Origin of the sequence: Gordonia sp. NPDC057258 (assembly GCF_042668985.1) — a bacterium.
GTDB lineage: Bacteria > Actinomycetota > Actinomycetes > Mycobacteriales > Mycobacteriaceae > Gordonia > Gordonia hongkongensis.
The window spans coordinates 124,092-143,247 of sequence record NZ_JBHUXZ010000001.1 but is presented as its reverse complement, the minus strand read 5'-3'; the positions used below and the strand labels follow the sequence as shown (position 1 = coordinate 143,247).

Sequence of the window (19,156 nt, the reverse complement as noted above, 5' to 3'; positions counted from 1 at the left end):
AGAACGCGCCCCCGTCAGAGGGCGCGTTCCACGGTTCGGTGCGCACTGCGCGGAGAATGTCAGGCCTTCTCGGCCTTGGCCTTCTCCTGGGCGGACGACCGGGCGGGGTTGGCCTGGTCATCGGCCTTCGGATCGGATTCGTCCTGCTTCTCGGTCACACCGGACTTGATCCGCGCACCGATGTCGGGGTCGACGCGATGCCAGTATTCAAACGCACGCTGGAGGATCGGTTCGGAGACACCGTTGAGGAGGTGCCCGACGACGTTGTCCACGAAACGTTCGCGCTGCTCGTCGTCGAAGACCTCCCGGACCATCGTCCCCGCTTGGCCCCAGTCGTCGTCCTCGGGATGGTCCACGTAGGCGCTGCGCAGGATCTCCCCGTTCGCCGCCCACTGCGGTTCGCCCTGGCCGGGATACAGCGCCGACGGGCCGCCCTTGGAATTGGGTGCGTAGACCGGGTCGGGGACGTTGTGGATGCGCATCGCCCCGTCCTTGGAGTACGAATGCACTTCGTTCTTCGGCGCGTTCACCGGGATCTGCTTGTAGTTGCCGCCGATCCGGTGGCGATGGGCGTCGGCATAGGAGAACACGCGCGCGAGCAGCATGCGGTCGGGGCTGAAACCGATACCCGGCACGACGTTGTTCGGCTCGAACGCGGCCTGCTCGATCTGCGTGTGGTGATCGACCGGATTGGTGTGCAGGGTCATCTTGCCGACCTCGATGAGCGGGTAGTCGCCGTGCGGCCACACCTTCGTCAGGTCGAACGGGTTGAAGCGGTAGCTCACCGCGTCGTCGAAGGGCATCAGCTGCACCTTGAGAGTCCAGCTCGGATGGTTGCCCGCCGCGATGTTCTCGAACAGGTCCCGGGTGTGGAAATCGGTGTCCGCAGAAGCCATCTGGTCGGCCTCGTGCTGGGTGAGGTGCTCGACTCCCTGGTCGGACTTGAAATGGTATTTGACCCAGTGCTTGACACCTTCGGAATTGACCCACAGGTAGGTGTGCGAGCTGTATCCGTTCATGTGGCGCCAGGTCTTGGGAATCCCCCGATCGCCCATCAGCCAAGTCACCTGATGCGCCGACTCCGGCGAGAGCGTCCAGAAGTCCCACTGCATGTCGTGATCGCGAAGGTTGTTGTCCTGACGGCGTTTCTGCGAACGGATGAAGTGCTGGAACTTCATCGGGTCCTTGACGAAGAAGACCGGCGTGTTGTTGCCGACCATGTCGTAGATGCCTTCGTCGGTGTAGAACTTCAGTGCGAAACCACGCGGGTCACGCCAGGTGTCGGGGCTGCCGCGCTCGCCGGCAACGGTCGAGAACCGGGCCACCATCTCGGTTTTCACGCCAGGTTGGAACAGTGCGGCACAGGTGTAGGCCGAGACGTCCTGCGTCGTCTCGAAAGTGCCGAAAGCGCCGCTGCCCTTGGCATGCGGCTGGCGCTCGGGGATGCGCTCGCGATTGAACTGGGCCATCTGCTCGATCAGGTAGTGATCGTGCAGGACGATCGGGCCGCCGGCGCCAACCGTCAGGGAGTGTTCGTCACTCCCCGCGGGTGCTCCCGAATCCCGGGTGGTGAACAGAGAATCGTCGGACATATCGCCTCCGAGAGGTCGTCGTATCCGTGCATGACAAGCGGACCCGAGGGCTGCAGGTCCGTTCCGCCGATCCTACGCCGACGGCGTCGGCGGGACGCCGATCCCGAATTCCCGCAACACCGCCTCGGTGTGCTGTCCGAGAGCCGGTACCGGACCCATCGCGAGCTCGACGTCGTCGAAGGTCAGCGGCGGAAGCAGCGCCCGTACCGGGCCGACCTCGGTGTCCACCTCGCGCCAGCGGTCGCGCTCACTCAGCTGCGGATGCGCGACGACGCCTTCGAGGTCGCGGATCTCGGCCGCGGGAATGCCCGCGTCGGCGAGGCGACGGTCGAGCTCGTCGGTGGTGAAGCGTTTGGTCTCGGCGCCGATCGCGGCGTCGACCTCGGCTCGCCGGGCGACCCGCTCGATGTTGGTGCGATAGCGGGGGTCGTCGGCCAGATCCGGGCGCTCGAGGGCCACGCGGGTGAGCGTGTCCCAGCCGCGGTCGTTCTGGACGCCGATGAGGATGTCGCCGTCGGCGGTCGGGTACTTGTCGTAGGGCACGATCGCCGCATGGCCGAGCCCGGCACGGGCGATCTGCCGGCCACCGTACAGGCGCATGTACATCGGGTGGCCCATCCATTCGACCGTGGCGTCGAACATGGCCACCGAGACGCGCGCGCCGACTCCGGTGGTGGCGCGTCGGAACAGCGCCGACAGTACGGAGGTCAGTGCGTACATACCGGCTGCGATGTCGGAGGTCGGGATACCCGTCTTGGACATCTCGTCGGGCGTCCCGGTCACCGAGATCAGCCCGGCCTCGGCCTGCACCAGCATGTCGTAGGCCTTGCGGTCGCGATACGGTCCGGCGTCGCCGTATCCGGACATGTCGACGACGACGAGCTCGGGATGGTCGGCGCGCAGATCGTCGGCGGCGAGTCCGAGCCGGGCGGCCGCCCCGGGAGCGAGATTCTGGACGAAGACGTCCGCGCCGGCGATCAGGGTTCGGATCGCGTGGCGTCCGTCCTCGCTCTTGAGGTCGAGCGCGACCGACTCCTTGCCGCGGTTGAGCCACACGAAGTGCGAGGCGGCGCCGCCTCGCACCGCCGCGTCGTACTGCCTCGCGAAGTCCCCGTCACCGACCCGTTCCACCTTGATGACCCGGGCGCCGAGATCGGCGAGGTGCCGGGTGGCCAGCGGTGCGGCGACGGCCTGCTCGAGCGCCACCACGGTGATGCCCTCGAGGGGCAGAAGTCCTTCGTCCGGAGTCACCGGCCAAGGATCGCCGACGGTGCCATGCCCGGTCAACGAGACCCCTCGCCGGCCTCGGGATCGTTCGTGGCCTCGGTGAGGCGATGCAGCAGATACGTGAGCGTCCGGATGTCGTCGGGGTCCCATTGGGCCAACCGTGCCCGCCAATCGGTGACCGCCGAGGCGAGCACGGCGTCGACGCGTTCACGACCGTGTTCGGTGAGGGTGACCACGCGGGCGCGGGCATCGCGCGGGTCGGGGTGCCGCTCGGCGAGCCCGAGGCGCACGATCGCGTCGATCTGCCGCGTCACCGTCGACTTCTCCATGCCGACGGCGGTGACCAGATCCGACATCGGCATCGAATGGTGCCGGGCCAGCACGGTGATGAGCGGGTAGCACGACGGGTCCAGCCGCGGGTCGATGGCGCGGGCGCGCAACCGGGTGCGCACCCGGCCCCGTCGCCAGAAATCGGTGAGTTCGGCCTCGAGGCCGCTGATCGGATCCGGGCCGGTGGGGTCGTCGGCCGACGCGGTCATCTCCGAACCCATGCCGGTCAGGTTACCCAGCCGGGGTGGGGGAGGCGACGTCGGACGACTCCCGCACGTGGTGCACGATCGACAGGTGACCTCTGCACCGCGCACCAAGCCGAACGCCTGGGAGTACGTGAAGTACGCCTACTGGGCGCGTCTGCCGAAATCGATGCTCGGCTGGGTGACCAACGACCTGGCCGGCCCGGGTGCGTCGGTACGCATGGTGGTCCGCTGGGCGGTGCCGTGCATCATCGTGCTGACCCCGATGCTGTTCGTCCCGGCCGACTGGGGCGTCCGGATCACGATGACCATGCCGATCCTGCTGGCCTACCTCTTCTTCTCGATCGCGTTGAACCGGGTCTACCGCCGTCACCGGCTCGTCCAGCACGGACTCGATCCCGACCTGGTGAACAAGCTCGAACGAGAGAAGAACTCGGACCTCTACGACGAGTACCACCGCAAGTACCGCGGTGAACGACGCCGCCCGTCGAACTAGGCCGAGACGGCGCCGGCGTTCAGTACAGGTAGTCCTCGCCGCTGGCCCGGACCGTCACGTCGGACAGACTGATGCCCCACGGCTGGTCGATGACATGCACGACCGCCCGGGCGAGATCCTCCGGGGTGATCAGCCAGTACTTCACCGAGTCGACGTCGACGAGCTCGTCGGGCAGCGTGCCCTGCATCAGCTCCGTGATGTGCTCGCGGTACGACGCCGCACGTTGCCCGACGATCCCGCGGATCGCGCGGTCGTTGACGATCCAGCTCGCCAGGTTGGTGCCGGCCACGCCGGTCGGTTTGACCGTCGTCACCTTGATCTTGCCCTTGGCCTCGATGCGTAAGGAGTCCGACAGCATCGTCACGGCGGCCTTGGTCGCGCTGTAGACACCCGAGCCCTCGAAGCCGCCGTTGCCGTAGATCGACGCGATGTTGACCACCTGACCCCGGCCCTGCGCGATCATCTGGTCGTACACCGCCGAGATGCCGTTCACGACGCCTTTGATGTTGATGTCGATGGCCCGGTGCCACTTCTCCCAGGCCCGCTCGTGGTCGGCGAAGAACGCCAGCGGCATCACCCCGGCGTTGTTGACGATCACGTCGATCGCACCGAACCGGTCGACGGCCGCCGCCGCGGCGCCCTTCATCTGGTCCATGTCGGTGACGTCGGCGACGTGTGCGACAGCCGACCCGCCGGTGGCGGTGATGCCGTCGGCGACCGCGGTGAGCCCGTCGGCGTCGATGTCCACACCGACGATGTGAGCGCCCTGTGCCGCGCACATCTCCGCGATCACCTTGCCGAAACCGCCACCGGCGCCGGTGATGATGATGGTCTTGCCCTGCAGATGATCAGACATGCAACTCCCCGCCCGCGACAAATGGTCGCGTCATCCTAGCGTTCCGTTGCCGCCTGCTCGGCGAACTCCCCGTCCTCTCTGCGCTCTTCGGCACTCGGCCACGATCCCGACCAGGTCCACGCGAGCGCGGCGCGCCGCACTCACGCCCGCGCATCGGCCGTACACCGATGGCGGCCCTACCCACGCCCGCGACGATTCAGTCACATGACTGAAGGGCATGTCAAGGGTTGCGTCGGCGATGTCCCCGATCACCGCTGGTTACCGAAGTGGCCCTTGACACACAGGTCGTCCATGACAAATCCTGTGTCGCGACGGCCACGCCCCGGTCCGTCCCACGCGGCGTCCTCGACCCGCGACCACGGTCTCCACCGTCTCTCGAGCTGCCGAATCACCAAGCACCCGGCGCCATCTCGCGCCGAACGACAGGAGAACCATGACCGGGGTATCACCGACGAGACGTGCCTTCCTGCGAGCGGCGGCGATGACCGCGGCGGGTTCGGCGGCCGCGGCCGTCACCGGAGCCGGGCCGGCGTCAGGAGATCCATCGCGACGTATCCGGCGGACACGCGAAGAGCATCGGGTGGTGATCGTCGGCTCGGGATTCGGCGGTGGCGTCGCGGCGCTCCGGCTCGCGCAGGCCGGCGTGCCGGTCCTGTTGCTCGAGCGGGGCCGGCGGTGGCCGACGGGTCCGAACTCGGAGACCTTCCCGCGTGCGTCGAGTCCGGACAAGCGGATCCTGTGGCACGAGTCGACCCCGAACCTCTTCGGCAAGCCGCTGAGCGTCGAACCCTATGTGGGACTGTTCGAGTCGGTCGCGGGCGTCAACATGACCGCACTCTGCCCGGCCGGCCTCGGCGGTGGTTCCCTTGTCTACCAGGGCATGACACTGCAACCGAGCGAGGCGGTGTTCAACGAGCACTTCCCGAACGCGCTCGACTGGCAACTGATGAACCGTGTGCACTACCCGCGGGTCGCGCGGATGCTGAAGGTCGCGGTGGCGCCCGATTCGGTGGTGCGTTCCCCGCAATACCTGGCACCGCGACAGTTCGCGAAACGAGTTCGGGCCGAGGGCCTTCCGCTGCAGAAGATCCCGATGCCGATCGACTGGGGGTATGCCGCGGCCGAGCTGCGTGGCGAGATGAAGCCCGCCTACACCAACGGCGACGGCGCCATCGGCGTGAACAACGGTGGCAAGCACAGCGTCGACGTCACCTATATCCGCGAGGCCGAGGCGACCGGGCGGGTTCAGGTCCGAACCCTGCACACCGTGCGGCAGGTCGCCCGCCGACCCGACGGCCGATGGTCCCTCGAGGTCGAACGCACCGACGAGTCCGGAAAAGTGTTGGAGCACAACGAACTGATCGCAGGGACACTCATCCTGTCGGCGGGCAGCGTGAACACGACCAAGCTGTTGGTGAAGGCGCGCGCGACCGGAACCGTGCCGGGCCTGCCCGACGGGGTGGGGCACGGATGGGGCACCAACGCCGACCGGATCTACACCTGGACCAGCCCCAGTATCGACTTCGGGACGGTACAGGGCGGACCGGTGGTCTTCGGCAGCCCCAACTGGAGCGATCCGAAGAGCGCGTTCACCGTCATCCAGGCATCGCTGCCGCCACTACCCGTGTACGCCGGCACCACGATGATGGTCGGTTTCGGGGTGAGTTCGGGACGCGGCGTCATCTCCTACGACTCGGCGATCGGAGATTCGGTGATCCGCTGGCCACACGAGGGCGATTCGGAGATCCAGACCAAGCACATCGACCGGACCGTGCGCCGGATCGCCGGACCCGACGCCGTCCTGACGGACACCAATGCGGTGTTCCCCTCGACCTGGCACGCGCTCGGCGGGGCCAACATGGGTGCGGTGTGCGACCTCGAGGGACGCGTCCACGGCCAGCGCGGGCTCTACGTCATCGACGGCGCACTCATGCCGGGCAACACCGCGGCCTGCAATCCGTCGATGACCATCGCGGCGGTCGCCGAGCGCGCTCTCGACCGGATCGTCGCCCGGGATGTCGGCACGGTCATCTGATCACCGGGAGGCGGCCGGCGCGAGCCACATCCCGGTCAGCGCATCGACGACCAGGTCGCGCTCGTGCTCCCATGGGGCTGTTCGAATCCCGCCGTCCGCGGCGGCCCGTTCGATGTCGGCGAGCGCGTTGACGATCATGTGGCGCGTCAGGTTGTTGCGCACTTCGAGCACGTCGTCGGGAAAGGTCGGCAAGGTGGCGTAGAACCGGTCGAGGATCGTCATGAGGACCTCCGATCGCGCGGTCTCCTCGTAGAGCAGGGCGGTCGCGGACGGATCGCTCGACACCTGGGCGAAGAACCGGGCGAAGTAGCTCGGCGCACCGATCTGTGCGAGGTACTCGACCTCGGGCCCGACGAGGCAGCGGAGCCAGTCGCGGACCCCGGGGTCGGGTCCGACCTCCGACAGGCATTTCTGGCGAAGCCGCTCGATCGGGACGTTGTGCGACGTCAGGGTGGCGCGGAGGAGATCGTCCTTGGAACCGAAGTGATGGCCGACGGCATAGTTGTTGCCCTGACCGGCCGCCTTGCTGATCTGGCGACTGGACACGGCCGCGACCCCGTTCAGGGCGATCAATTTCTCGGCCGCCTCGATGAGCAGCGCACGGGTGCGGGCAGACTGCTCCGTCTTCCCTTCGCTCATGGACCGATGATGCCCTACCGTCGCCGATCGAGACGCCGGGATGGTGGCCGTGTCCGACTCGCCGAAACACCGCAAAGCGGTCAGTGCCGTACGGAGGTGCGTCGACGCGACACGCGAACCGACCCCGGCTGCGCGGGAAGTCGCAGCGCGAGTGGTCATCCGGGCCTAAGGTGGATCGACGAATGCCCGGATGATCCACCGTCCGACCGACCGCCGGTCGCAGGACCCGACTGTTGGGAGGGACCAGATGGCGACTGCGCCTCCGGCCACGGCGAACCTGCGAGAACTGACGCTCCGAGGTGCCGTCCTCGGTGGCATCATCACGCTGGTCTTCACGGCCGCCAACGTGTACCTCGGACTCAAGGTGGGCCTCACGTTCGCCACCGCGATCCCGGCCGCCGTCATCTCGATGAGCATTCTGCGGTACTTCGCCAACCACTCGGTGGTCGAGAACAACATCGTCCAGACGATCGCGTCGGCCGCCGGCACGCTGTCGGCGATCATCTTCGTCATACCCGGTCTGGTCATCATCGGATGGTGGACGGGCTTTCCGTACTGGATCACGGTGGCGGTGTGCGCGATCGGCGGAATCCTCGGCGTCATGTACTCGATCCCGCTACGGCGCGCGCTGGTCACCGGCTCCGACCTGCCCTACCCGGAAGGCGTTGCGGCAGCAGAGGTACTGAAGGTCGGCGATTCCGCGGGCGGCGCCGCGGAGAACAAGGCCGGCCTGCGCACGATCGTCATCGGTTCGCTCGCGTCGGCCGGTTTCGCCCTGCTCACCAAACTCCAGGTCCTCAGCGATTCGATCTCGACGACGATCAGGATCGGCACGGGCGGAACGTTGTTCAGTGCCGGGTTGTCGATGTCGCTGATCGGCATCGGCCATCTCGTCGGGATCACCGTGGGCATCGCCATGCTCGTCGGGGTGGTGATCTCCTACGTCGTACTGCTGCCCATCGAGACCCAGGGGCGCACGGCGGGGGAGGATTTCGGCGACGCCGTCAGCTCGATCTTCGCCAACGACGTGCGACTCATCGGGGCCGGGGCGATCGCCATCGCGGCCGTCTGGACGCTGATCAAGGTCATCGGTCCGATCGTGCGGGGAATCCGGGCGGCCATGGTCTCCTCGCGATCGCGTCGGGAGGGGGTCACGGTCGACATCACCGAGCGGGACATGCCGATCAACATCGTCGGCGGCAGCATCCTCGTGCTGCTCATCCCGATCGGAATCCTGTTGTGGGACTTCGTGCGCGACACGGTTCTGGAGGGCAGTGCCACCGGGATCATCGTGGTCAGCATCGTCTTCGTGTTCGTCATCGGACTGGCGGTCGCGTCGGTGTGCGGGTACATGGCGGGCCTGATCGGGTCGTCGAACAGCCCCATCTCCGGCGTGGGCATCCTGGTGGTTCTCATCGCCGCACTGCTCGTGAAGCTGACCTTCGGGCCGGCGGACGACTCGCAGACGGACGCGCTCATCGCCTACACGTTGTTCACGGCCGCGGTCGTCTTCGGCGTCGCGACCATCTCCAATGACAACCTGCAGGACCTCAAGACCGGTCAACTCGTCGGGGCGACACCGTGGAAACAGCAGGTGGCGCTGATCATCGGCGTGCTGTTCGGGTCGGCCGTGATCCCGCCGATCCTGCAGCTGATGTACGAGGCCTTCGGGTTCGTCGGCGCGCCGGGTGCCACCGAGGACGCGCTCGCGGCACCGCAGGCCGGGCTGCTGACGACCCTCGCGCAAGGTGTCCTCGGGGCGGACCTGAACTGGGGACTCGTCGGAATCGGCGCCCTGATCGGCGCGGTGGTGATCGTTATCGACGAACTCCTCGGTCGCGCAGGGCGTTTCCGGCTGCCGCCGCTGGCTGTCGGGATGGGCATGTACCTGCCGATGTCGGTGGTCCTGATCATCCCGATCGGCGCCTTCATCGGTCACTACTACAACCGCTGGGCCGAACGCAGCGGCGGCGCAGTGGAACACAAGAAGAGGATGGGTGTCCTGCTGGCCACCGGCCTGATCGTCGGCGAGGCGCTCTTCGGCGTGGTCTTCGCCGGCATCGTGGCGGCCACGGGCGACGACTCGGCGCTGGCGATCGTCGGCGACGGCTTCGGGACCTGGGCACAGATCCTCGGCGTCATCGTGTTCGCCGCGACCATCGCCCTCCTCTACGACCGTGTCCGCAAGATAGCGACCGCGAGCGGGACGTCGTCGACGACCGCCGGCACTCCGAAGGACTGAGATGGCAGAGGGAATACTGGCACGTGCGATCGACGACTTCACGGCCGGTGCCGAGCATCTGACGCGGTTGGTGGACCTGATCGCCGACGATCGCTGGGACGGACCCGGTCTCGGCGAATGGTCGTTGCGATCGCTCGTCGGACACGCGAGCAGATCGCTGACGACGGTCGTCACCTACCTGGCCGAGCCCGGTGGTGATGTCGAATTGACCTCGACCGCGGCCTATTTCGCATCGATCCGCGGTTACGGAGACCCCGCGTCGGTCCGACAGCGAGGAGTGGACGCCGGGCTGTCCCTGGGGAACGATCCGCGCGCCGGGGTCCGGGAGCGGCGCGCACAGGCCGTCGACGCCCTTGCGGGGACGGGGGATCGGCCCCTGACGACGCCGTTCGGCGGCATCATGCTGTCCGATTACCTGCCCACCCGGACCTTCGAACTCGCGGTGCACGGTCTCGACATCTCGCGGGCGATCGGTTCCGATCTCCCGCTGCCGGCCGAGGTGCTGGCGTCAGCGCTGTCGACGGCGGCCGCCACCGCACTGCTCACCGGTCAGGGCGAGCAGGCGTTGCTCACCCTGACCGGCAGGGAATCTGCACCGTTGTCCGTCGTCTGACGTCCCCGACGGGGCGGTCAGCTCGCGACATTCGTGCGCGCGAACTCGGCGACGATCGCGGCGTTGAAGGCGGCGAGGTCGTCGGGCTTGCGGCTGGTGATCAGCACGTTGTCCCCGTCGCGGCATGTCACGACCTCCTCGTCGACCCAGGTGCCGCCGGCGTTGATGACGTCGGTGCGCACACTCGGGAACGACGTGAGGGTGCGGCCGCGGACAACGTCGGCCTCGATCAGGGTCCAGGGCGCGTGGCAGATGGCCGCGACCGGCTTGCCGGCATCGAAGAAGCTGCGCACGAAGCGGACGGCGGGCTCCGAGGTTCGCAGGAAATCCGGGTTCGCGACACCGCCCGGCAGGACCAGCGCGTCGAAGTCCATCACGCGGGCGTCCTCGAGAGGGGTGTCGACGGGGAAGGTGTCGGCCTTGTCGAGGTGGTTGAACGCCTGCACCGTGCCGGAGTCGGTGGACACCAGGACGGGCTTGCCGCCGCACGCCTCGACCGACTTCCACGGTTCGGTGAGTTCGACCTGCTCGGCGCCCTCCTGGGCGACGAGGAAAGCGATGGTGGTGCCGTTCAGTTCTTCGGCCATGGCCGTGTACCTCCTTGTACGCACCGACTACGGCATCGGTGCCTCGTCGGATCCGGTACCCGCGGGTGTCGTGCACCAAACGGTCACACCCCGCCCGGGCATGACCCGGGCGGGGTGTGTTGAATGTTCCCGGACGAAGACTGGGAGGTAGGGGTGGGTGGTTTCGACGGCGTCGCGACGCTGGTCCATCTGGCACGTGGTGGACAGATCGGCGAGTCCCACGAGACGCCGCACACGGTGATCGCCGACGGACCGCACCGTACGCTGCGGCGGTACGGCACCGACGACGAGGTGATCGCAGCCGTCGGCACGGGACGGCGACCGGTGCTGCTGATCCCACCGCTCGCGGTGTCCACATCGTGCTACGACCTCGCCGACGGGCTGTCGGTGGTGCAGTTCCTCCTGTCGACCGGCCGGGTTCCGTACGTGCTCGACTTCGGCGACATGACCCGCGCCGACCGACACCTCGGGTTCGCCGACTTCTTCGACGACATCGTCCCCGGGGCCGTCGCCGCGACCGTCGCAGACTTCTACGGCAGCGCCGATGACCCGGCCGCCGGAACGTCGAGGGATTCCGCAGGAGTCGATCTGCTCGCGTGGAGTATCGGCGGGACGATCAGCCTGTTGACCGCTGCCGCGAACCCAGACCTGCCGGTGGCGTCGGTCGTCGCGGTCGGGACGCCTCTCGATTACTCCAAAGTCCCACCGTATCCGCTGGTCAAGACGCTGATGAAACCGGTCGGCACCGCGCCGGTGACGATGGCGCTGCGAGCGCTCGGCGGGATCCCCGCGCCGCTGGTCCGCCTCGCCTATCGAGGCACGGCCTGGCAGCGCGAACTCAAGAAGCCGGGCTACATCCTGCGCAACGCCGACGACACCGACGCGCTGACCCGGATGAAGGCCATCGACCGTTTCCAGGAGACGATGCCCGGCTATCCGGGCAAGGTGTCCGAGCAGATGTGGGAGAACTTCATCATGCGCGGCGAACTCGCCGACGGGGTGCTCGACTTCGGCGGTCGAGTCGTCGACCTCGCCGAGGTGGCGGTACCGGTCGCGCTGTTCGGCAGTCACCGCGACGCGATCGTCAGCTGGGCCGCCGCCCACCACGGGGTGGGGCTGCTCTCCGGGGCGCCGCGCGTCGAGTTCACCACGGTGGAGACCAGCCATCTGGGATTGATCGCCGGGTCCGCTGCGGTCGAGCAGACGTGGCCCCGCATCGACGAGTTCCTGACGTCGGTGCACGCAGTTCGTAGATGAAAAAACCTTCATCCTCGACTCATGGACGCCTCACCGGCGTCCGTCAGAGTCGTTGACATGAACTTCTCACGAGTACTCGCCACCATCGCCCTCGGTGCGCTCGCGGTTGCCGTCGTGACTGCCAGCTTCTTCCTCATCCGTTCGCCCGAGCCCAGCCTGGCCTCCGACGCCGTGTCCGTGGATGTGTCCCAGACGCCGGAGGCCGCGACTGCTCCCGCGCAGTCGCCGCAGGTGCAGACCCCGGCCGCGGCCCCGGTTCCCCAGGTCCCGGCCGGCGCGCCGGTGCAGCGGGCCGTCCCGCCGAACCTGGGTTCGGACGACGACGACTGGTGCGACGTCAACGCGGCCCATCGCGACGACGACTGTGATGACGACTGGGACGACAACGGCCGGGACGACGACGACTGGGACGACCAGAACGACGACTGGGACGATGACATCGATGACGGCCAGGACGACTGACGACGCGACAGCGAGACCAGCCGAGAGTGCGGGTGTGCGTCAGCGCCCCGCGCTCTCGGCGCGTTGGCGTATCACGGCCTGGATCATGCTCACCACGTTCCTGCTGCTGGTGGTGGTGTTCGTGGTGACGCGCAACCTGTTGCTCCGTGACGTCGACACCCGGGTGAACAACTACGTCGCGCAGGAGGCGAGCGAGTTCCGGACGTTCGCGTCCGAGGGGGTCGATCCGACGACGACGGAACCGTTCACCTCGGTGTCGCGACTGCTCGAGGTGTTCCTGTCGCGGCAGTCGGCCGGTGAGGGCGAGGTCATGGCCGGCGTCGTCGGCGACACCGAGATCCTCGAACTGCCGGGCAACGCCTGGCCGGCCCCGGGCGAGGGGCGTCGCGTCCTCGACGAACTGCGGGCCCAGAGCGGGGCGGCCGGGGTCTTGATGACCGCGCACGGTGAGATCCGCTGGGGCAAGGTGGATCTGACGCCGGTCGGTGGCGGCTCGGCCGACCCGGCGTCGGGCGCGGCGCAGCCGGGGACCTTCATCGTCGGCATCTACACCGAACCGGGCAGGGAACTGGTCGACCGCACGATGCGGGTGCTGGCGATCGTCGGCCTGGCCGGGATGATCGTCACCACCGGCGTGGCGTATCTGGTCGCGGGCCGGATACTGGCGCCGGTCCGCAGTGTGCGGATGGTCGCTGCCGAGATCAGCGAGAACGACCTCACTGCACGGGTCCCGGTCATCGGACGCGATGACGTGGCCGCGCTGGCCCAGACCTTCAACGCGATGCTGGACCGTATCGAGGATGCCTACACGACGCAGCGGCAGTTCGTCGACGACGCCGGACATGAACTGCGGACTCCGATCACGGTCGTGCGCGGCCATCTCGAGTTGTTGCCCGACGATCCGGAGGAGAGGCGCAAGACCCTCGATCTCGTGGACAGCGAGCTGGGGCGGATGGGCCGCATCGTCGGCGATCTGCTCATGCTGGCGAAGTCGGAGCAACCCGACTTCGTGGTGGCCAGGCCGACCGACGCGGCTCAGCTGATGCTCGACATCGAGTCCAAGGTGCAACCGCTCGGTGACCGGGAGTGGTTGCTCATGGAGGTCGCCGAGGGCCCGTGCGTGGTGGATCACGACCGGATCACCCAGGCGATGCTGCAGTACGCCTCCAACGCGGTTCGGCACACCCGTGCCGGCTCGGTCATCCAGCTGGGCTCACGCTTCGCCGGCGTCGGAGCGCAGCGACACCTGTCGATCTGGATCACCGACGACGGTCCGGGGGTCGAGCAGGAGGACGCGGCGCGGATCTTCGAGCGGTTCCAGCGCGGGCAGTCGGCCTCGGCGCCCCAGCACGCGTCCGGTGCCGGGCTGGGGCTGGCGATCGTGCGGGCCATCGCCGACGCCCATCACGGAATTGCCTATGTGCGTAGCATTCCCGGTCACGGTGCCACGTTCGGCATCGACGTCCCGGTTCCCGACACGACCCCCAACGCCGATGCAGCGCCGTCGGTGCCAGCAGAAGGAGAGCGGCGATGAGCCGGGTTCTGATCGCCGAGGACGACGCGCGGATCGCCTCGTTCATCGGCAACGGACTGCGTGCGGCCGGGTACAGCACCGAGCACGTGTCCGACGGCTTGTCGGCGCTCGAGGCCGTGCGCAGCGGTGGCTTCGACATGGTCGTCCTCGACATCGGTCTCCCGGCGATGGACGGCTTCGACGTCCTGTATTCCATGCGCGGCGAAGGGATCACGACGCCGGTCGTCGTACTCACCGCCCGAGACAGCGTGAGCGACACGGTGAACGGTCTCGAGGGCGGTGCCAACGACTACATGACCAAGCCCTTCCAGTTCGCCGAACTGCTGGCCCGCATCCGGCTACGACTCGTCGACGACTCGGCCGTCGCGTCGGAGAACCTGCTGTCCGCCGGGGATCTGCGGCTGGATCTGAAGTCCCGACGCGCCCGGGTGGGTACCGAGACGTTCGACCTCACCGCTCGCGAGTTCGCGCTGCTGGAGGTGTTCCTGCGGCATCCCGATCAGGTGCTGTCGCGCGAACAGATCCTCGGCCACGTCTGGGGTTACGACTTCGACCCGGCATCGAATGTGGTCGACGTCTACGTGCGCGCCCTGCGGAACAAGATCGGTTCTCACCGGCTGGAGACGGTGCGCGGCATGGGGTATCGGCTACGCGCGTCGAACTAGCCGCTTGTCACTCCGGTGCGACGCTGAGCCAGTCGGCGAACCCGGACGGATCGTGTCGGCCGAGCGCCCCGTGCTCGAAGAGTCCCCAGCCGGTGCGGGTGGTGCCGTCGGACTCCCGGCATTCGGCGCGTCCGACATGGTCGATCACGCCGAACGGCACACGGCCGACGATCTCGGCACTCGTCATGTCGTAGGTGCGTCGTTCGGTGAAGTCCGTTCCGCGCCAGACGCCGTGGGTCCAGTCGGGGTCACCGCCGTAACCGCCGCCCACGTGGATGGGCACGGGCAGCAGTGACTCCACCTCCAGCGTCACGGATGAACCCCCCGCACCGGTCGTGGAAATCGTTGCCCCGGTGGGCACCCGGGTGCCCGGTGCGTAATGGATCGAGACGTTCGGCCAACCCAGTTGCTCGACGCGTCCGTCCTTCCACACACGCGAGCAGTCGTTGAGCGTGCGGTATCCGTCGGGGTCCTCCTGGATGATGAGGACGAGCTGGAAATCGTCGAAGGCCATCGGGACGTACAGCCACCACATGCCCTCGAACGGTGGATCCGCCGGTCGCCCCGCCGGCTCGGGCTCCCCGACCGGCCGGATTCCCCACGAACGGTCGCGAGTGCCGATCCAGGTGGACGGATCGACGACGATGTCCTCGCCGTCGACGGTGATCGATCCACCCCAGCTGCCGACCTGCGCGAACCGCTGCGCGTCGAGGGTGACCTTCGCGCCCTGGCGCATCACGTGCGGTTGTTCGAGCAGCGCGTCGAACAGTCCCTCCCAGTGGAGATCCAGGGCGATGCCCTCGGTCTCGTCCAGCGTCAGGTGCAGCGCGCGCAGCGGGTTCTCGATGCTCAGCCGATAGTTGCCGACGCGCTGCTCGAGCCGGTTGTCGTCGATCGCGTCGCTGAGGTGCACCGCGGTCTGGGTGTCGGTGCCGTCCGGGTTCCGCCGCCGGATCAGCACGAACGCGTCCTTCACACCCAGGTTGGGGTAGTAACCGATGCCGGTGATGAGGAAGATGGTGCCGCTGCGGTCGTGGGCGTTGAGGTACGCACGGTCGTAGAAGTTGCGATCGCTGTTGCCCGGCCAGGCGATCGGCTGTGGCAGTTGGTGAATGGGATACTCGTCCATCGGCCCCAGGCCGCGTCGGCTCATGTGGTCAGTCCTCCTCGAGGAGTCGTTCGAGCAGTGGTCGGTGGTAGAACAGGGTGCCGTCGACGTCGTCGGGACGTTCGAGTTCGCCGAAGTGCACGCGGCGGGCGCCGGTCCGCATGAATACACAGCACCACTGGACCGCGGCATGGACGTAGAACCAGCGCAGGTCGCCCAACTCGAGTCCGGTGAGTTCGCGGTAGGTGTCGCGGACGTCGTTCTCGCGGAGCAGGTCCGGCAGTCCGGGAAGGCCGGCCATCGTCGCGAGCTCTTGGAAGACCCGGTGTGCGAATATCACCCAGGCGATGTCCAGTTCGCGGGGGCCGGTGCGCGCCATCTCCCAGTCGAGTACTGCCGTCGGGGTGAAGTCGACGAACATCATGTTCCCGATGCGCGAATCTCCCCAGGACAGCACCGGTTCGGCGTTCGCGGCATCGTCGGGGAAGTTGTCGGCGAGCCAGGCGAGCGCCCGCTCGACGAGAGGTGAGCGCCCGATCCCCTCGACCGAGAAGTCGTACCAGTCCCGCAACCAGGCGAGCAGACGAGCGAGGGGAGTGTCACCGGCGGGTAGGTCGTCGGAGAGGAAGTCGAACTGCCGGGCCGCGTCGGGGATCGAGTGCAGGGCGGCGATCACGCCGACCGCGGACTCCTGGGCCCGCCGGCGATCGTACTCGGCGGCGTCCCCGAACCAGTTGTCGCCGAACGTGTACGGCATGACATCGGGTGGGACTTCGCCCTCGCACCGGTCCATGAGAAAGAACGGGGCTCCCAGCAGCGAGCCGGTCGGCTCGAGGTGGTGCACTGCCGGGACCGGGACGTCGCTGAGCCGGGCGATCAGACGCATCGTCTCGTACTGGTGATCCATTCGGTAGGAACGGAACACGGGGACGTCGGTGGTCGACGGCGCCATCCGCATCACCCAGTGCCGGGTGGGCTCGCCGGGCCACGACACCGAGACGGGGATCGTCTCCGACGACATGCCGTTGCTGTCGCCGCCCGCCGCGACCGTGACGGCGGGGGTGTCGTCGGGAGTGTCGTCCTGCTCGGTGAGCCAGCGAGCGAGCGTGTCCGGGACAGACGTGTTGTCCCGGCTCGAACGTTGCAGATGGTCGACCTGCTCGACGGCGGGCTCGGCGGCCATGGCACCCCCAGTGTTCGACAGCGAGAGATTCGCTACGGTGAGTAGCGTTATGACAGCAGAACGGTCGGGCGGTCCGCAGCGACTTGACGAAAATCTTCGACGGGGAGTCGGCGAGCGATGAGCGCTGGGACGGGGGAGTCGGTCTCGGGACGTCCGCGCGACCTACGGATCGACTCCGCGGTGCTCGATGCCGCCGCCGAACTGCTCGTCGACGTCGGATACCGGAAGCTCACCATGGCCGCGATCGCCGAACGCGCGGGAACCACGAAGACCGCGCTCTACCGTCGCTGGACGGGAAAGGCGGAGCTGGTGCATGACGTCGCGTTCTCCCGGATGATGCGGCTGCCGCCGTCCAGCGGTGAGGTCGCCGCGGACATCCGCACCATGGTCGCGGCGGCGCGCGACCTGTTCGCCAGTCCCGTCACCCGCGCGGCATTGCCCGGCCTGATCTCGGACATGGCTGCCGAACCCGAGCTGGCGGCGCGTGTGCACGCCGGGTTCGCGGAGGTGTTCGGCGCGTTGCGCGACCGGTTGGTGATCGCCGTCGATCGCGGCGAGGTGCATCCCGATGTCGATCCGGATCGGCTCATCGAGGTCGTCGGCGGGGCCGCGATGCTGCATGCGCTGTTGCTCGACAATCGCGACTTCGAGACCGCGTGGGCCGATCAGATGAGCGCGATCGTCGTGCACGGAGTTCTCCGATGACTCGCCCGCACCCACCTACACTCGTGGGATGACCGCCCCCAGCAACACCGACGATGTCGTCGAGCAGATCCTGTCCACCTACGACGCGATCACCGTGGTCGGTGCCAGCGCCAATCCGTCGAAGGCCGCCAACGAGGTGCCGGCGTACATGAAGAACCGTGGCTGGCGGATCATTCCGGTGAATCCCGCGGCCGACGAGATCGTCGGGGAGAAGGTGTACCGCACCCTGGCCGACATCCCGGAACAGGTCGGCCTCGTCGACGTGTTCCGCCCGGGACCCGAGTGCGCCGACGTCGCCCGGGCGGCCGTCGCCGCCGGCGCGACCGCGCTCTGGCTGCAGCTCGGGATCATCTCGGCGGAGGCGCGGGCGATCGCCGAGGATGCGGGTCTGCTGTACGTCGAGGACCGCTGCCTGATCATCGAGCAGCGCCGCACCGGTATCGTCCCCGGCTGACGCCGAAGGTGACCCGGTGAACTTCCTCGACGAGCTCACGCATCAGCGACTGCCGCTGTTCCTGCTGTTCGCGTCGTTCGTCATCACGTTCATCGTCACGCGGGTGATCACCCGACTCATCCGGGCGGGCAAGGGCCCCTTCCGCAACAACGTCTCAGACGGCGTGCACGTGCACCACATGGTGCCCGGTCTGATCCTGACGATCGTCGGCGCCTTCCTCTCGGTGGGTGTCAACGGGGCGTCGCCCGGTGCGGAGATCAGTGCGGTGCTGATCGGTGTCGGCGCCTCACTGGTGCTCGACGAGTTCGCGCTGATCCTGCGCCTGCAAGACGTGTATTGGTCGCCGGAGGGCCAACTCTCGGTTCAGGTGGTGGCGCTGACAGTCGCCGCGCTGGGCATGGCGGTCCTCGGGTTCAACCCGCTCGACGACGCGGACGTGGAGATCGGTCCCGTCGCGCTGGTGGCCACCGTGCCGATCAATGTCGCCTGCGCGATCCTGTGCGTGCTCAAGGGCAAGTTCTCCACCGCCATCGTCGGCGTCTTCATCCCGGTGTTCGCCTGGGCCGGTGCCATCCGGCTGGCCCGGCCACACTCGGCGTGGGCGCGCCGGCGGTACGCACCGGCGAAGACGGAGAAAGCGCGGGCCCGCGCGAAGAGATTCGACGACCGTTGGGGCCGTTGGGGTCTGAGCATCGGCGACCTCATCGCGGGCAAACCCACCGACCCCGCGAGTCTGGTGGCCGGTGCGCCGGGAGACAAGACGACGGCCGCGACTCCGGGTACGCCGCCGCCTGCTCCCTGATCGAAAGAAGCGACCCATTGCTCCCTGAGGTGTGAGGAGCGATAGCGACGAGCCACGAAGGGTCTGGTGAGACACGTTGCGAAGCCCTTCGTGGCTCGCTTCGCTCGCACCTCAGGGAGCAGATGTCGGGCTCGCAAGCTCGCTCCTCAGGGAGCGGGGGACATGC

General features: G+C 67.8%; 19 protein-coding genes. 11 read left to right on the top strand and 8 right to left on the bottom strand.

What is annotated here, in order from left to right; genetic code table 11:
• Nucleotides 1–59: 59 nt before the first annotated feature.
• From ACFUEJ_RS00675 to ACFUEJ_RS00665, 3 genes are all read right to left on the bottom strand, one after another.
• The gene (locus ACFUEJ_RS00675; RefSeq protein WP_058252802.1) at nucleotides 60–1,592 is read right to left on the bottom strand and encodes a catalase; all 1,533 of its coding nucleotides are present in this window, start codon (nucleotides 1,590–1,592) and stop codon (nucleotides 60–62) included.
• A 72-nt stretch (nucleotides 1,593–1,664) separates the two neighbouring features.
• Entirely contained in the window at nucleotides 1,665–2,843 is a 1,179-nt protein-coding gene (locus ACFUEJ_RS00670) for a CaiB/BaiF CoA-transferase family protein (RefSeq protein WP_058252801.1), read from the bottom strand.
• Between the two features lie 32 nt (nucleotides 2,844–2,875).
• Entirely contained in the window at nucleotides 2,876–3,370 is a 495-nt protein-coding gene (locus tag ACFUEJ_RS00665; RefSeq protein ID WP_058252800.1) for a MarR family winged helix-turn-helix transcriptional regulator, read from the bottom strand.
• A gap of 55 nt (nucleotides 3,371–3,425) precedes the next feature.
• Here ACFUEJ_RS00665 and ACFUEJ_RS00660 point away from each other — a divergent pair, with 55 nt between their 5' ends.
• Entirely contained in the window at nucleotides 3,426–3,848 is a 423-nt protein-coding gene (locus ACFUEJ_RS00660) for a DUF5313 domain-containing protein (protein WP_058252867.1), read from the top strand.
• A gap of 19 nt (nucleotides 3,849–3,867) precedes the next feature.
• On the opposite strand, the gene ACFUEJ_RS00655 is transcribed toward ACFUEJ_RS00660, so the two are convergent.
• Nucleotides 3,868–4,704: an SDR family oxidoreductase gene (locus ACFUEJ_RS00655; RefSeq protein WP_065629450.1), complete on the bottom strand. Its 837-nt coding sequence runs from the start codon at nucleotides 4,702–4,704 to the stop codon at nucleotides 3,868–3,870.
• 433 nt (nucleotides 4,705–5,137) lie between these two features.
• Between ACFUEJ_RS00655 and ACFUEJ_RS00650 the strand changes: the two genes are divergently transcribed.
• Nucleotides 5,138–6,739 carry a GMC oxidoreductase gene (locus ACFUEJ_RS00650; RefSeq protein ID WP_388026961.1) on the top strand — a complete coding sequence of 534 codons (1,602 nt, stop codon included), beginning with the start codon at nucleotides 5,138–5,140 and terminating at the stop codon, nucleotides 6,737–6,739.
• On the opposite strand, the gene ACFUEJ_RS00645 is transcribed toward ACFUEJ_RS00650, so the two are convergent.
• A complete protein-coding gene (locus tag ACFUEJ_RS00645; RefSeq protein WP_388026958.1) occupies nucleotides 6,740–7,378 on the bottom strand; it encodes a TetR/AcrR family transcriptional regulator in 639 nt (212 codons plus the stop codon). It abuts the gene before it with no gap.
• 247 nt (nucleotides 7,379–7,625) lie between these two features.
• Between ACFUEJ_RS00645 and ACFUEJ_RS00640 the strand changes: the two genes are divergently transcribed.
• Together ACFUEJ_RS00640 and ACFUEJ_RS00635 are read left to right on the top strand one after the other, a co-directional pair.
• The gene (locus tag ACFUEJ_RS00640) at nucleotides 7,626–9,620 is read left to right on the top strand and encodes an OPT family oligopeptide transporter (RefSeq protein ID WP_065629512.1); all 1,995 of its coding nucleotides are present in this window, start codon (nucleotides 7,626–7,628) and stop codon (nucleotides 9,618–9,620) included.
• A gap of 1 nt (nucleotide 9,621) precedes the next feature.
• Complete coding sequence (locus ACFUEJ_RS00635; RefSeq protein ID WP_065629448.1) at nucleotides 9,622–10,233, top strand: maleylpyruvate isomerase family mycothiol-dependent enzyme; 612 nt, start codon at nucleotides 9,622–9,624, stop codon at nucleotides 10,231–10,233.
• 17 nt (nucleotides 10,234–10,250) lie between these two features.
• Here the strand turns inward: ACFUEJ_RS00635 and ACFUEJ_RS00630 are convergent, their stop codons facing one another.
• Entirely contained in the window at nucleotides 10,251–10,820 is a 570-nt protein-coding gene (locus ACFUEJ_RS00630) for a type 1 glutamine amidotransferase domain-containing protein (RefSeq protein WP_058252794.1), read from the bottom strand.
• A gap of 153 nt (nucleotides 10,821–10,973) precedes the next feature.
• Here ACFUEJ_RS00630 and ACFUEJ_RS00625 point away from each other — a divergent pair, with 153 nt between their 5' ends.
• From ACFUEJ_RS00625 to ACFUEJ_RS00610, 4 genes are read left to right on the top strand one after another with little or no spacing between them, the layout of a single operon-like run.
• Nucleotides 10,974–12,077: an alpha/beta hydrolase gene (locus tag ACFUEJ_RS00625; RefSeq protein WP_388027283.1), complete on the top strand. Its 1,104-nt coding sequence runs from the start codon at nucleotides 10,974–10,976 to the stop codon at nucleotides 12,075–12,077.
• 57 nt (nucleotides 12,078–12,134) lie between these two features.
• Entirely contained in the window at nucleotides 12,135–12,539 is a 405-nt protein-coding gene (locus ACFUEJ_RS00620) for a hypothetical protein (protein ID WP_388026953.1), read from the top strand.
• The gene (locus ACFUEJ_RS00615; protein ID WP_388026950.1) at nucleotides 12,520–14,073 is read left to right on the top strand and encodes an ATP-binding protein; all 1,554 of its coding nucleotides are present in this window, start codon (nucleotides 12,520–12,522) and stop codon (nucleotides 14,071–14,073) included. The genes ACFUEJ_RS00620 and ACFUEJ_RS00615 overlap by 20 nt, the downstream gene beginning before the upstream one ends.
• Complete coding sequence (locus tag ACFUEJ_RS00610; protein ID WP_058252790.1) at nucleotides 14,070–14,738, top strand: response regulator transcription factor; 669 nt, start codon at nucleotides 14,070–14,072, stop codon at nucleotides 14,736–14,738. Before ACFUEJ_RS00615 ends, ACFUEJ_RS00610 begins: the two co-directional genes overlap by 4 nt.
• A 7-nt stretch (nucleotides 14,739–14,745) precedes the next feature.
• Here the strand turns inward: ACFUEJ_RS00610 and ACFUEJ_RS00605 are convergent, their stop codons facing one another.
• Both ACFUEJ_RS00605 and ACFUEJ_RS00600 read right to left on the bottom strand, forming a co-directional pair.
• Complete coding sequence (locus ACFUEJ_RS00605; protein WP_388026947.1) at nucleotides 14,746–15,891, bottom strand: hypothetical protein; 1,146 nt, start codon at nucleotides 15,889–15,891, stop codon at nucleotides 14,746–14,748.
• Between the two features lie 4 nt (nucleotides 15,892–15,895).
• On the bottom strand, nucleotides 15,896–17,029 hold the full coding sequence (locus tag ACFUEJ_RS00600; protein ID WP_388026945.1) for a phosphotransferase family protein: 1,134 nt from the start codon (nucleotides 17,027–17,029) through the stop codon (nucleotides 15,896–15,898).
• A 117-nt stretch (nucleotides 17,030–17,146) separates the two neighbouring features.
• Between ACFUEJ_RS00600 and ACFUEJ_RS00595 the strand changes: the two genes are divergently transcribed.
• The 3 genes from ACFUEJ_RS00595 to ACFUEJ_RS00585 are packed head-to-tail and all read left to right on the top strand — an operon-like array spanning nucleotide 17,147 to nucleotide 18,990.
• Nucleotides 17,147–17,734 carry a TetR/AcrR family transcriptional regulator gene (locus ACFUEJ_RS00595; RefSeq protein WP_388026942.1) on the top strand — a complete coding sequence of 196 codons (588 nt, stop codon included), beginning with the start codon at nucleotides 17,147–17,149 and terminating at the stop codon, nucleotides 17,732–17,734.
• Nucleotides 17,735–17,762: 28 nt separating this feature from the next.
• Nucleotides 17,763–18,188: a CoA-binding protein gene (locus ACFUEJ_RS00590; RefSeq protein ID WP_058252786.1), complete on the top strand. Its 426-nt coding sequence runs from the start codon at nucleotides 17,763–17,765 to the stop codon at nucleotides 18,186–18,188.
• Nucleotides 18,189–18,204: 16 nt separating this feature from the next.
• The gene (locus ACFUEJ_RS00585; protein ID WP_388026939.1) at nucleotides 18,205–18,990 is read left to right on the top strand and encodes a hypothetical protein; all 786 of its coding nucleotides are present in this window, start codon (nucleotides 18,205–18,207) and stop codon (nucleotides 18,988–18,990) included.
• The last annotated feature ends 166 nt before the right edge of the window (nucleotides 18,991–19,156 follow it).

Coding starts and splice junctions, on each gene's coding strand:
- ACFUEJ_RS00675 (WP_058252802.1), bottom strand. CDS start 1,592: ATGTCCGACGATTCTCTGTTCACCACCCGGGATTCGGGAGCACCCGCG.
- ACFUEJ_RS00665 (WP_058252800.1), bottom strand. CDS start 3,370: ATGGGTTCGGAGATGACCGCGTCGGCCGACGACCCCACCGGCCCGGAT.
- ACFUEJ_RS00655 (WP_065629450.1), bottom strand. CDS start 4,704: ATGTCTGATCATCTGCAGGGCAAGACCATCATCATCACCGGCGCCGGT.
- ACFUEJ_RS00650 (WP_388026961.1), top strand. CDS start 5,138: ATGACCGGGGTATCACCGACGAGACGTGCCTTCCTGCGAGCGGCGGCG.
- ACFUEJ_RS00645 (WP_388026958.1), bottom strand. CDS start 7,378: ATGAGCGAAGGGAAGACGGAGCAGTCTGCCCGCACCCGTGCGCTGCTC.
- ACFUEJ_RS00640 (WP_065629512.1), top strand. CDS start 7,626: ATGGCGACTGCGCCTCCGGCCACGGCGAACCTGCGAGAACTGACGCTC.
- ACFUEJ_RS00635 (WP_065629448.1), top strand. CDS start 9,622: ATGGCAGAGGGAATACTGGCACGTGCGATCGACGACTTCACGGCCGGT.
- ACFUEJ_RS00630 (WP_058252794.1), bottom strand. CDS start 10,820: ATGGCCGAAGAACTGAACGGCACCACCATCGCTTTCCTCGTCGCCCAG.
- ACFUEJ_RS00620 (WP_388026953.1), top strand. CDS start 12,135: ATGAACTTCTCACGAGTACTCGCCACCATCGCCCTCGGTGCGCTCGCG.
- ACFUEJ_RS00615 (WP_388026950.1), top strand. CDS start 12,520: ATGACGGCCAGGACGACTGACGACGCGACAGCGAGACCAGCCGAGAGT.
- ACFUEJ_RS00610 (WP_058252790.1), top strand. CDS start 14,070: ATGAGCCGGGTTCTGATCGCCGAGGACGACGCGCGGATCGCCTCGTTC.
- ACFUEJ_RS00605 (WP_388026947.1), bottom strand. CDS start 15,891: ATGAGCCGACGCGGCCTGGGGCCGATGGACGAGTATCCCATTCACCAA.
- ACFUEJ_RS00600 (WP_388026945.1), bottom strand. CDS start 17,029: ATGGCCGCCGAGCCCGCCGTCGAGCAGGTCGACCATCTGCAACGTTCG.
- ACFUEJ_RS00595 (WP_388026942.1), top strand. CDS start 17,147: ATGAGCGCTGGGACGGGGGAGTCGGTCTCGGGACGTCCGCGCGACCTA.
- ACFUEJ_RS00590 (WP_058252786.1), top strand. CDS start 17,763: ATGACCGCCCCCAGCAACACCGACGATGTCGTCGAGCAGATCCTGTCC.